The sequence below is a fragment of the Asticcacaulis aquaticus genome (genome assembly GCF_028550415.1).
Lineage (GTDB): Bacteria > Pseudomonadota > Alphaproteobacteria > Caulobacterales > Caulobacteraceae > Asticcacaulis > Asticcacaulis aquaticus.
In genome coordinates, this window is record NZ_JAQQKX010000012.1 from 91,389 (window position 1) to 103,771 (window position 12,383).

A 12,383-nucleotide genomic window follows, 5' to 3' on the forward strand; every position below is an offset into this window, starting at 1 on the left:
CCCAACGGGGCATATATCTGGCGAAGCCTGGCTTTGGCGGGCACTGAAGACGCCCCTTGGCGCTCGGCCTATTGTGCCACCTCCAGCGTCAAACTGGAAAGCCAGGTGCGCGGATCTTCAGGGTTTCCCTTTTCCCAATTGCGCAGGATTTCGATCACGTAGACGCCAGGCTCTGCGAAGTTGATTTGCGCGGTGCCATCACTTGCTGTCTTGCCAGACATATTGAAAGTTCGCGCGGCGTAGGCGTCATTGGCGCGAAATGCCTGCCATTCGGTGTCTGCCAAAGGTTTGCCATCGAAGGCGAGGCGAAACTGGAAAATGCCGCCGGCGAATAACTGGTTGGGATGGGTGAGAGGCACAATTTCCAGCCCCTTTCCGTCCGGGGGTGGCGCCATAGTAGAAGGTTTTTTATAGGAGATGTAGGTCTCCGCACGAACCATAGTCTTAACGGGGACTATTCGGCTCGTGGGCGACAGTTTCGACTGGTCTACGAACGGCTCTGGCACAACGCCATTCACAGGCATTTTGACAGGCCTCCACTTGCCATCAATTCGCGCAAGATTGAGCGTGCGAACATCACGGTTTCCAGTTGAAATCCGATAGGTGCCTTCGGCCGACAACTTCGCTTCGAACAAGCCGACCTCGGTAAAGCTGACGCCTTTGCCTGCAGTGACCTTTCCATCGGCGTCCGTAACCTCGTAGTCGTCACCTTTGATCGGAAACTCCGGCACGAAGAAGGTATTGTTGGTTAGTCCGTTATGAACGGTGACTACGCCTTCAGTCGGTGCGAAATTAAAGGGCACCAGGTAGGGCGTGTGTGCGACCGCCGGCGTCGTAAGCATCATTGTGGCGACAGTAACAGCAAGTATCCGTTTCATAGGCATTCCTTTCATTATAAGGACCGGCTGGCAAAGGGGAGCGCTGCCTCCAAAGAGGCTTTGAACATCGCGCCGTGACCCAATCCCGGCAGGACCAGGGTTTGCACCTTGTGCAACGTCGACAGTCGGGCCGCCGTCGCTCTTATCTCTGCCACGGTTTGGTCGGGTGAGGGCAATTGGCGCCCGGGGATCTCGCGTTTGTGGCTCTCGGCATCTCCCGTCATAAGGAGAACCGGGCGGGCATCAGAATGCAGGGGCGGTGCCGCAAAGGCGCTGCCCTCGTACCACCACAGGGAAGGGCTTGCGGCCACATAGGCGGTAAAAAGTGATGGATGACGGTAGAGAGTATGCAAGACGAACAGGCCACCGTACGAATGCCCCCAAAGTCCACGACGCGTTTCATCGAGCGCAATGTCGGCACTCAATGTCCTCCACACTTCTTTTTGAAGCAGAGCCAGAAATACATCTGCACCACCTGCCCGCCATTCGCGCTTGACCTCGTCGACTGTGCCTTCGCCATTGACCGCGGGCGTGTAGTCGTAATTTCGTGATCTGAGATCGAAGCGCACTTCGGCGTCGTAGCCTAGCGCGACCAACGCCAGATCGGGCTCTTTTTCGACCTGTGCCGCCGTCAGCGCCATGAACGCAGCATTGCCATCACACAGCCACAGGGACGGGTATCCGCCGTTTGGCGGCAGCCGATTGGGAATGGCGACTTCGACCCTGTATTTGCGCTCACCGTCTACTGAGACGAATCTATAGGTCGCAAATCGATGAGTCCCGACGCCGAGCGAAGACACCAACGGGCCGACTTCCGAGGCAGGCTGGGCGCCAGCGCCGGTCGCCAGAGCCAATCCGCCAAGCACGGCGAAACGACGGGACATACTCATTGGCGGTCTCCAAACAGAATGATCAAACCATCGGAAAGTGTTCCACGCCACGCGGCGTCGTCATGCCCCCCAGCGAACGGATGAAAGCTTGCGTCGTAACCCTTTGCCTTCATTGCCTTGTAGAGGGCTTCCGTAGTCTGAAAAATGCTCCCGGAATTATCTTCTCCCGCAGGACGCTGTTCCAGCACCCCGGCGTCGAGATAAAAGCGGGCCGGGGAAGGCGGGCTTTCTCGGACACGGCGGATGACGAGGAGATCGTCGGGCGCCTTGCCTTCTTTACCCGCCGGGTCCCACCAGAAAGATCCGGACTGACTGAGCGCATTTCCGAATACATCCGGGTAGGTGAGAACGGTACAGACAGCCATCAAGCCGCCATAGCTGGAACCTGCTATGGCGATGTCCTTCGCATCTTCAGATATTTTCACACGTTCACGGACCCAGGGCATCAGTCCCTTGACCATAGCTTCTGAGAAAGCGGGATTGCAGGCGAGATCTTCGGAACGCGATTGTCGGGTCGGATTTCGAATAAGGATCGCGCTGATTGGCGCAATGGCGCCATCAGCGATCATGTTGTCCAGAATGGTCGGTGTGGGAATGTCTTTGAGGTACCGTTCGGCATCAAACAAGACGACGAGCGGTGTGGCCTCATTTTTCGCGACGCCCGCGGGGCGATAGAAGGTAATTTCGTAGGTCCGGCCGTTAAGAGGGTTGTCAATGCTCTCAGACCAAACCCGCCCCTTCTGCACGCCTGGCCGACTCTCCACGAAAGGCTGGTCGGGCGTGCCCTTCAGTTCCAGCAATGACATTTGCCCAAAACGCTTGGGATTACGCGGATCAAACTGCAGCGCCGCCATTAGACTGGCGCGATAGGCTTCGCGATCTCCGGGAGCGCCACGAGCGAGGTCCGGGGCGATCTGATAGGACAATCGCGTTCGGGGAGGCAGCATGACCGTCTTGAACCATACGTCGCTGCCATCAATTCTTTGCAGATGGTTTTCCCGACGGTCTGGCGTCCAGACCGGCCAACTTAGTTCGACTTCTCTCAAATCGTCTCCACGCCAAAGAAAAGTCACCTTCACCGGGTCGTCAGGTGTTTTCCCATACTCAACCAGAGGAGTGCCGCCATTCGCTGCGACCCTTTCCCAAAATCCAGGGGTAACAACCTGAATATCCTGTAAGGTAATTGGGGGAGAGGATCGTCCCTGCTCCTCACCCAACGCTGAATTGGCCGCCAGCGCGAAGCCGGCGACCAAAAGAACTCGAAGGGCGCGTAGACGCATCAGAACCGCTTTGTCACAGCGAAGAAGACGCGGCGGCCATCCTCGTTGTACTCGGTCGTGTTCTCGCGTACGATTTGCTTGTCGGCTACGTTGAGGACGCCGGCACGCAAGGTGATGGCATCGCTGAGATCGTAGGATCCGCCAATGTCCCAGGTCGCATAGCCCTTCATGATCACATCGTAAGCCGGGTTTGTATAAGCCGCCAGATATTGCTCACCGACATAATTTACGGCGGCGTATAACTTCCAGCCATTTGCCGGGCGCCAATACAGGGTCGCATTTGCGCTGTGCTCAGGTTGATAGATCATCGCAATAGGCGAGGCATTGCTCAGGTTCTTGGAGTCGAGATAGGTGTAGTTGGCGGAAAGCTCGACTGATTCGCTAAAATCGACTGAGAGATGGGTTTCAACGCCTTTGCTCTTCACTTTTGCGATGTTCTGGTAGCGGAATATCGGACGGCCATCCGGCAGGAATCCGACGAAATTGGGATAGGTGGGCGCCAGGACAACGTCGCGTGTGCGGCTGGTGATGTCGATCATATTCTTCAGATCCGTCTCGAAGAACGTGACACCGCCTGTAATTGCCTTTCCACGATAGCTGATACCAATTTCCTTGGAAGACGCCGTTTCTGGCTCCAATTCGGTTGAGCCGATAATAAAACAGCCCGTGGTCGCGCTACCGCACGAAACAGAACCCCAGTTTGGGCTATTCTGGAGCAAGGTGGGCGCACGGAAAGCTTCGGACACTCCCGTTTTCAATGTCCATTGCGGGGTGATATGCCACACGAGATAAGCACGTGGGCTATGGTGACCGCCGAAATTCTCGTGATCGTCGTAGCGGTCGCCCAGAGTAATTCTAAAATCGTCCGTCAGACGAATTTCGCCTTCGAAAAACACAGCCGTCTGGGTAACTTCCGCTTCAGGGTTCTTGCCATAGGTGGGCGTCCCGGGAAGACCTTTCAGGTTAGCCGGATCCGTCAGGGCTTGTTTGCGCCATTCTGCGCCGAGCGTCACACTGTAACGCTGGGCGAACTGGCGCGTAATCCGGCCTTCCAATTGCTGGTTTTCGGCTTCGTTTGGATTGACCTGGCCAGTGACGTTGCCGATTTCGTTCTTGATGGTGTCCCCCGACAGCCGCAAAAGTGTCTCACCGAAACCGAAAGTTCCCTTATGCGTAACCGCATAGTTTTTGCGCTCCATAGGGAAATTGTCGTGGTTTAAGCGGTTATAGCCCAGATTGAAGTCGATGGTTTGTGCGGCATCCGGGGTCCAGACGAGCGTACCGTCGAGATATTGCTCGCGCTTGTCGGCGAAGCCGGGGACCGTGGCCACGGGATTCACCTGCCCCTTGTCGCGCTCACGGCGATTGTACCCGCCGTAGACCTTGAGCCCGAGCTGGTTCTGAACCAGCGGGCCAGCAGCGAAAAATCCGACCTTATAGGCATCGCCGGCGTCCTGATTTTCCTGAAGTATGTAGTCGGCACTGACAGAGCCCGACCATTCATCCCCTACCGGTTTAGTGATGATGTTGACCACGCCCCCGATCGCGTCCGAGCCGTAAAGAGACGACATTGGACCGCGGACGACTTCGACGCGCTGGATGGCTTCGACCGGCACCCAGCCGGCGTCGAAGTCATTGCCGCGGAACATGGCATTCGTCGAGGAGACGCGTTTTCCATCAATCATGAACAAGGTGTAGGCGCTGCCCAGGCCGCGTAACTGGATGGTCCGCTGATTACCGGCGCGGTTCATCGTTACACCTTCGGTGCGATTCAGGATCTCGGTCAGATCGCGGACAGGGCGTTCGTGAAGCTGTTCCTGGGTGACGACCGAAACGCTGGCGGGAGCATCAACCAGTTTGAGCTTGGTCGATGAGGCCGTGATGACGACTTCTGTCGTTGGCTCTGCAGTCGGCGAAACGTCCGCTTCGGCGGCAAATGCGGCACCGCTTGCCCAGACTATCGCGAGAGCTGAGGCCGCTGCGGCCAAACCGGTTTTTCGAATATGATGTGCCATGGGCTATCCCCTAATCAATACGCGATTTCTGCTAGTGCATTTCATTCGCATATTCAATGAGAATCGTTTGCATCTGGGTGCGCCAGTCTGCCGCAGACATTTTATCGCTTATAAAACGGACAGTTGAGCGGCCTTCACACAGCCAATTGACTGGCATTCAATCCAAAATGGTCAGGCGACTTTCGAATACCGGTTCTGAGCGTCAGAGCCTCGGGCATAAGAATCGAAGGCGCATGCCACGTTCCGGACAAGCATCTTCAAGGGAGAATGGAAACTGACACGGCGGTCTTCAACCGTAATCATTCCCGCGTCAATGAAATCCGCCAACCGGGCGATATCTGCGTCGAGGTAGTCTGCTCCGTAGCCGTGCCGTGCAAGAATAGCAGGGATCTCGGCTTCAAAGTAGCACATCAGATCGCTGATTACCGCCTTGCGGAGCTTGTCGTCGCCCCGGTACGTCCACCCTCGCACGCTGGCCCAGTCGCCGGAAAGAATGCGGTTTTGATAGGTCGTCGATTGCGGAATGTTCTGTACGATTCCGCCTTCGAGCTCCCCAATCGATGAAGCCCCCAGGCCCAGGAGATAATCGTTTGGCAGAGTCGAGTAACCCATAAAATTACGGCGCAAGGTACGCCCATCGAGGGCACGCGTCATCTCATCTTCGGGCTTGGCGAAATGATCGATACCAATAGCGCGGTAGCCGTTGGCGGTCAGGTAGTCCGACAGGCGCAGGAACATGGCAACCTTGTCTTCGATACCCGGCAAGGCTCTCTCATCCATCAGGCTTTGATGCTTCTTCATCCACGGCACATGAGCATAAGAGAAGGCTGAGATACGATTTGCGTCGAGCGCGCCAACGTGTTCGAGCGTATTCTCGATGCTCTGAAGACTTTGTTTGGGTAGGCCGTAGATGAGATCTATCCCGATATGATCCATACCGTGGTCGCGCAAATGCCCCATCACGGCCATGACCTGCTCCAGGGGCTGGATGCGATTGATCGCCTGTTGGACTAACGGGTCAGTGTCTTGTACCCCAAGCGATACACGGTTAAACCCGAAAGCGGCGTAGGCTCTGATTTTGGTCAGGTTCATGCGACGAGGATCGAGTTCGATGCTGATCTCTGCATCAGGCAGAAAAGCAAAAGACTCGTTGAGCGAGTCGAAAACGCGGCCCATGTCGGCCGGCGTCAGCATGGAGGGCGAGCCGCCACCGAAATGCACACTGTGGACCTTAGGGCGGAAACCGAGATGCGTGCCGACCATGCGGATCTCGGCAACCAGCGCCGCGACATAGGCTTCGACCGGGGCGTATTTCAGTGTCGCGCGCGTATTGCAGCCGCAAAAGTGGCACATCTGCTCGCAAAAGGGGATATGAAGGTAAAGCGCGATGGGCTGATCTGGACAGAGGGTGGAGAGCCACCCCTGATAAACCTGAAGCGTCAAGCTGCCAAAATGATGGGCTGAGGGGTAGGAGGTATAGCGCGGCGCCTCTCGCCCCATGAAGCGCATGAGATCATGGTCCTGCCAGGATTTTTGCGGAAACAGCGAGTCAGGCATAATCGAACATCCTCTCGGAGACCCGTCAGTATACCCTTATTTTCATCGCTGTTCGGATGTGGTTATTGGCCGCAGGCAACCGATTGCGATCCCTGGGTTTCAGCGTCAGATGCACGAGCCACATCAACCAGCATGTTGCCTGGAAATTGGCCATCTGCTTCTTCGAGCTGACGAGCGCCTACATAGAAAACCGCCGTGTCGGTATTGTCGCTGCTGTACACTAGCCCGTGTCGCACAACCATCATTTCTTTGCCTTCAGGGGAAAACCAACGGGCTGAATGAATACGGTAGATTGGCTGGCCCGTTTTCAGTTCGTAAACGTAGTCTCCGTAAAGGAAATAGGCTTTTTGCCCTGTCGCACTGTCATACACATACTGTCGCAAATTCGTTCCCCAGTTGCCCAACGCAATTTTAGCCTGAAAGCGTTTTCAGGTAATTGATTTTGCAAACTACGAACAATGTTCTGTCCAAAAATGCAAAATTCGAGCGCTTGCGATCATTGGCGAGCGTTGGATCACTTAGTCAGAGAACATCAACGGCTTCGGCCTCGTTCTGTTGCCGCCGCCGGTATTGGGACGGCGTACAGTTAGACCAGCCTGTGAAGGCTCGGGTAAACGCGGCGTTCGATGCGTATCCCAGGAATTCACTGACGGAATCTATTGGGATGGAGGTTTGCGCCAGGAGGTTCGAGGCCATATCCTCGCGGACGTTCTGAAGGATGGTGCGGAAGGACTCACCTTCATCATTTAGCAACCGCTGCATCTTTTTCTCGCTCATTCCAAGCGATCGCGCCACTTGGGCGGCCGTGCATAGCTCGCTACCGATAACGATCGCGATAGCTTGAAATACAGCGGTTCTAAGGGTCTTCTGCATCGGCAAAATTCCCGATATTTGCCCTCTCAGATAGGTTTCCATGACTGCTTTAAACATCCCAAGGCCACCGCGTGTGGGCAAGTCGAGCACGTCAGCGTCAAATACGATCTCGTTGTAAGGAGCGTTGAAAACTACCGGGCAGCCATAGATTTCGGCGTGCAGATCAGTTCTTGCGGGCGCCTCATGATGAAAGTGAACACTTCTCAGAGCCAGGCAGGTGCAACGGGGTGGATGTAAACCTCTGCCGTTTCCGAAATCTCCTCACCGAGCTTTAATCCGAACGAGGCCAGTGTTTTTTCAATCAGGGCAATAGAGCGCGCACCGATCCGAGGATTCCGGCGCAAATCGTCGGCAGAGATACGGCAGAGGTCGCCCACGAAATGGACATCCTCATTTCGAAAAGCGTCACGGACCCTCGGCGGCCAGACTAGCTCATCGAGGCGCATGAGAAATGGAGATTTGGCGGGACGGAGAGGGCCCTGATTAGGCGCGATGTGGAGCTTTACGATCGTGCCGGCTTTCACGCCTGTGGCAAGCAGCTCAAGAATTTCCCCACCGTCGGCTAACGGCGTGCGACGAACCACCTCGCAGTCCAATATCATACGTTCTTTATCGTGGCTCATTTGGACAGTCTCACTCTTAACCTGAACGCATTCAGGACGACCAGTAGGGATGATGCCGACATGGCGATCGCTGCCAGCATTGGCGTTACCAATCCTGCAACGGCCAAGGGGACTGCGACCAGGTTGTAACCGAGTGCCAGCAGGAAGTTCTGGCGGATGATACGCTGCGTGAGGCGGGCTATGTCAAACGCAAACACCACACTTCCCAAGGCCTGGCCGCGGAAGACGAGATCAGCGGCGTTTTGAGTAATATCCAGTCCGCTCGACGGCGACATAGATACCGTCGCAGCTGACAGAGCAGCGGCGTCGTTCAGCCCATCTCCCACCATCAGCACCCGTTTTCCTTCGGCCTGGAGTGTCTCGACGACGCGCAATTTGTCGGCCGGAGTCAATTCGCCTCTGGCATCTTCGATCCCCATTCCGGCGGCAACATGACGAACCACCTTTGCCCGGTCGCCGGACAGCATCATGACGTTCAAGCCACGGCTCCTGAGTGCCTGGGCAGTGGACAGGGCGTCGGAACGCAGCGCGTCCTCGAATGTCAGACGAATGGCTGGCTGGTTTCCTCGTTTGAACCACATTTCGAGCTCGACATCGGATGACGACGGCACGCCAATCCATGACGCCTTTCCCAGGCGCACGGTATCAGTTCCTACAGAGGCCTGCAGACCGAAGCCCGGCAGTTCTTCCACACTGCCAATTCCGGCATCAAGCTCAACCTGATGTCTGCAAATTGCCGCAGAAAGCGGGTGCCGGCTCAGGGAGCACATGGTCACAGCCGCACGCCTGTCTGCCTCGCACAAAGCGTCGGGATTGGTCCATTCCGCCTGGCCCATTGTGACCGTGCCGGTCTTGTCCAGTACTACGGTGTCGATCGTCGCCAAGGTCTCGAGACCTTTGCCGGACTTAACCAGCACCCCGCGTTTAAACAACTGGCCCGACGCCAGGACCTGGGCTACGGGTACAGCCAAACCCAATGCGCAGGGACAGGTAACGATCAGGACCGCAGTGGCCTTCAGCAGACCGTCCTCCCAAGGGGTATGGGCCACCAGCAGCCAGCCAAGAAATGTAATTGCAGCGAGGATATGTACGGCTGGCGCATAGATGGCGGCTACGCGATCAGCGATGCGAACATAGCGAGCCTGCCCCTGTTCTGCGATCTCCATCATCCGAACGACCTCGGACAACAGGCTATCGCCCGACGCGGCGTCAACCCGAGCTTCCAGCGGCGCCGAGAGATTAATAGTCCCGGCAAAAAGTCGCTGGCCAGGCTGAACACTTACAGGAAGCGTTTCACCCGAAATAAGGCTGGCATCGACTTCAGATACGCCGTTCACAACCGTGCTGTCGGCGGCGATCTTCTCGCCGATGGCGATGCGCAACATCATTCCAGCGACAAGCTCACAATTTCGAAGCGTACGTACAGCACCATCTTCAATGACAGTTGCCGTCCCGTCTAGCATAGCCAGCAGGCCCTCTGCGGCTTCGCGAGCCTTGCCTCGCGCCTTTACATCGAGGAACCTCCCAATCAGAAGAAAGAAGAGGAGCATGACCGAAGCGTCGTAGTAAACAAAGCGCCCATGGGTCACCGTCTCATATAAGCTCATTCCCCCGGCGAGCAGGACCGCGATCGAAATGGGCACATCCATATTGGTGCGGCCGTGACGAAGGGCCGAAACTGCGCTCAGATAGAAGGGACGACCGGCATAGAGCATGGCGGGCAGGGCAACGAGCGCCATTGCCCAGTGCATGAGGTCTCTTGTAGCACCAGTAAGGGCGGCTTCAGACGTAAACCACAAAGCGTCCGAGAAGAGCATGACATAGGTCGTGGCGAAACCCGCTACCGCCATGCAGCGGAGTATGAATTGTTCTTCGTCATGTTGGCCGGCGAGCTTGGCGCTAAGATCGAAGGGTGCCACAGAAAACCCCATGCCCTCGATCATCTCTGCGAGTTCGTTCGCTCGGGCCCGGGCTCGCTCACCTACGTTATCCCATACGATTCTCAACCGCTGGGTTGAATAGTTTATGCGAGCTTCGACTCCGGGCTCTGCGTTAAGGGCGCTTTCGATCTTCCAGGCGCACGCAGCACAGCTCATTCCGTCAATCTGCAGAAACAGACCGGTGCGGCCATCTTTCTCTTCGGTGGCATAACATGCATAGTCAGTCACGTTCATCATCCTCGTGAAGGATGCGTTGAGCCTGCATATCCGGGTCTTCGAATTGATGGGTGCGCACCGCCCACATGAACGCCCCGACCCCAAGACCTGCCAGACATCCTGCCGCCACGAAGAGAAGGAGGAAAATATCCATATCAGTTCTCGAAGATGTATCGAGTTTGCAGCTGTTGACCGTGGTCCTCGACGGTTACGTGCGCTGACCAGCCGGCTCTGACGGGCAGGTCAATCTTTGCCTCGTATATCCCGCGGCCGCTGTGGGTGAGAACGGCGTGACGATCGTTCGTCTTTACGGAAGGATGAACAAACCAAACCTCGACCCTTGCGTCCTCCATGGCGACTCCTCGATCTGAAGCACTAACTCGATAGACACCGTCGCGGAACGCCCCATTTACTTTCCAGCCGAGCCCTTCCTGCGCGGCCTCAGCATCGAGGGCATTGTTGTAGGCCAACCCTTTTTCGTATGCCTGAGCCGTCACTTCGCTGGGCGCATGGCGGAAAGCCAGCACGGTAAAGGCAATCAGGGGCAGCATGAAGCTGATAAAAAAGGCAGCGATGAACCATGGCACGAAACGTCCACGACGACGATCAATGTCTGCCTGGGTTTCAGCGGACGAAATAGCTTTCATGGTGCGCACTTTCGCGGGTTACTGGATCGGTCAGAATAAAGCGGATTTCCGTGCGGCCGGCGGCGTTGCCGTCAGAGACCAGTCTTACGCGGAATGTGCCCACACTGTTTGCGGGGACCAGGAGACGCTGAACAGGTGTGTCCCCGGCGGCCAGAACCGTAAGTTCATTAACTCTGACGCCATCGACTGACAGATTGTAGGCCCGATCATCGTGAGACTTGTTCAGGATTTTCAAGCTGTAAGTATTGCGGACTTCGCCGTCGCTCAATCTGACAAATTGCGGCGCACGGGTATGAATCACATTCAATTCGGTAAGGGGACGGGTAATAATAGCACCAACCATGGTCATGCCGACGCTCAGCAGGATTGCCGCATAGACAAGCGTTCGGGGCCGCGCCCAGCGGAGCGATTGATTTGAAGCGCTGTCGTTCCGTTTCGATTCGGGCGGTTTGGCTGCGAGCCCAATATTCAATCTGTGGCTGGTGCTACGACGGGCCAACTGATTGTTTTCGGTGTCATAACGTATCAGCCCGGTTGGCAGGTTGACCTTGGTCATTATGTCGTCGCATGCATCTATACAGAGCCCACAGGAGATGCATTCCATTTGCAGGCCTTCTCGTATGTCGATACCCATTGGGCAGACAACGACGCACGCCTTGCAATCGATACAGTGTCCTCGTCCTTCCCAGGTTGCGCCCGCCTTATGCTTGCCGCGCGGTTCCCCCCGTTCGGGTTGGTACGATATAATCAGGGTATCCTTATCGAACATGGCCGACTGGAAGCGCGCATAAGGACACATGTAGGTGCAAACGTTCTCGCGCGCGAAACCCGCCATAAAATAGGTCGAGAGAGTAAGGGCAATCACCCAGCCCAACACTGTCCATGAAACGTTGAAATGGATTATGTCCGTAAAGAGCGCAGGCGCATCATTGAAGTAGAACACCCAGGCACCGCCGGTTAGCGCCCCAATCAACAACCAGCTCAGATGGGTAACAGCCTTTTTCCAGATCTTTTCGGAGGTCCAGGCACTTTCGTCGAGCTTTCGGCGCGCATTGCGATCACCCTGGACAAAACGCTCTACCCAGACAAAAAGATCTGTCCATACCGTTTGAGGACAAGCGTATCCGCACCAGACCCGGCCGAGGAGCGCAGTGGCAAAAAAGAGTCCTATGGCTGCCAGAATAAGAACACCCACGAGCAGGTAGACTTCCTGCGGCCAGATCTCGATGCCGAAAAAGTATCCGCGTTGTCCGGTTAGATCCACCAATATGGCCTGATCGGGGACATGAGCCCCCCGATCCCATCTCAGCCAGGGTGCCAGATAGTAGATGCCGAGGAGGACGCACATCGCGATCCATTTGACAGATCGGAACGTCCCTTTCACCCGGCGAGGATAGATTTTGGCAGCTTTTTCGAAGTACGACATATGGATTACTTTGAGTTCGTCTCCCGGCGCAGGGGAAC

The 12,383-nt window shown here is 56.1% G+C and carries 12 protein-coding genes and 1 pseudogene; all 13 read right to left on the reverse strand.

All coding sequences use genetic code 11. The annotated features are described in order from the left end of the window. Window positions 1–68: 68 nt before the first annotated feature. The 13 genes and pseudogenes from PQU92_RS14335 to ccoG all read right to left on the reverse strand — a co-directional run bounded on the left by PQU92_RS14335 (window position 69) and on the right by ccoG (window position 12,345). Window positions 69–878: a DUF4198 domain-containing protein gene (locus PQU92_RS14335; protein ID WP_272748933.1), complete on the reverse strand. Its 810-nt coding sequence runs from the start codon at window positions 876–878 to the stop codon at window positions 69–71. A gap of 14 nt (window positions 879–892) precedes the next feature. Then, window positions 893–1,762, reverse strand: a complete 870-nt coding sequence (locus PQU92_RS14340; RefSeq protein WP_272748934.1) for an alpha/beta hydrolase — start codon at window positions 1,760–1,762, stop codon at window positions 893–895. A 2-nt stretch (window positions 1,763–1,764) separates the two neighbouring features. Continuing rightward, on the reverse strand, window positions 1,765–3,048 hold the full coding sequence (locus PQU92_RS14345; protein WP_272748935.1) for an alpha/beta hydrolase-fold protein: 1,284 nt from the start codon (window positions 3,046–3,048) through the stop codon (window positions 1,765–1,767). Next, window positions 3,048–5,063, reverse strand: a complete 2,016-nt coding sequence (locus PQU92_RS14350; RefSeq protein WP_272748936.1) for a TonB-dependent receptor domain-containing protein — start codon at window positions 5,061–5,063, stop codon at window positions 3,048–3,050. Before PQU92_RS14350 ends, PQU92_RS14345 begins: the two co-directional genes overlap by 1 nt. 171 nt (window positions 5,064–5,234) lie before the next feature. Then, entirely contained in the window at window positions 5,235–6,620 is a 1,386-nt protein-coding gene (gene hemN / locus PQU92_RS14355; RefSeq protein ID WP_272748937.1) for an oxygen-independent coproporphyrinogen III oxidase, read from the reverse strand. A gap of 62 nt (window positions 6,621–6,682) precedes the next feature. Next, window positions 6,683–7,003: a hypothetical protein gene (locus tag PQU92_RS14360; protein WP_272748938.1), complete on the reverse strand. Its 321-nt coding sequence runs from the start codon at window positions 7,001–7,003 to the stop codon at window positions 6,683–6,685. Window positions 7,004–7,142: 139 nt separating this feature from the next. Then, a complete protein-coding gene (locus PQU92_RS14365) occupies window positions 7,143–7,535 on the reverse strand; it encodes a helix-turn-helix domain-containing protein (RefSeq protein ID WP_272748939.1) in 393 nt (130 codons plus the stop codon). A gap of 93 nt (window positions 7,536–7,628) precedes the next feature. Then, window positions 7,629–7,706, reverse strand: a pseudogene (locus PQU92_RS18930) (hypothetical protein); the annotation flags it as partial. Further along, a complete protein-coding gene (locus PQU92_RS14370) occupies window positions 7,697–8,116 on the reverse strand; it encodes a DNA-directed RNA polymerase subunit alpha C-terminal domain-containing protein (RefSeq protein WP_272748940.1) in 420 nt (139 codons plus the stop codon). The pseudogene PQU92_RS18930 and the gene PQU92_RS14370, both read right to left, overlap by 10 nt. After that, entirely contained in the window at window positions 8,113–10,284 is a 2,172-nt protein-coding gene (locus PQU92_RS14375) for a heavy metal translocating P-type ATPase (protein WP_438263829.1), read from the reverse strand. Before PQU92_RS14375 ends, PQU92_RS14370 begins: the two co-directional genes overlap by 4 nt. Next, window positions 10,277–10,426 (reverse strand): cbb3-type cytochrome oxidase assembly protein CcoS, encoded by a 150-nt coding sequence (ccoS, locus tag PQU92_RS14380; protein ID WP_272748942.1) that lies wholly within the window; start codon window positions 10,424–10,426, stop codon window positions 10,277–10,279. Before ccoS ends, PQU92_RS14375 begins: the two co-directional genes overlap by 8 nt. 1 nt (window position 10,427) lies before the next feature. After that, window positions 10,428–10,919 (reverse strand): FixH family protein, encoded by a 492-nt coding sequence (locus tag PQU92_RS14385; RefSeq protein ID WP_272748943.1) that lies wholly within the window; start codon window positions 10,917–10,919, stop codon window positions 10,428–10,430. After that, a complete protein-coding gene (gene ccoG / locus PQU92_RS14390) occupies window positions 10,897–12,345 on the reverse strand; it encodes a cytochrome c oxidase accessory protein CcoG (protein WP_272748944.1) in 1,449 nt (482 codons plus the stop codon). Before ccoG ends, PQU92_RS14385 begins: the two co-directional genes overlap by 23 nt. Between the last annotated feature and the right edge of the window lie 38 nt (window positions 12,346–12,383).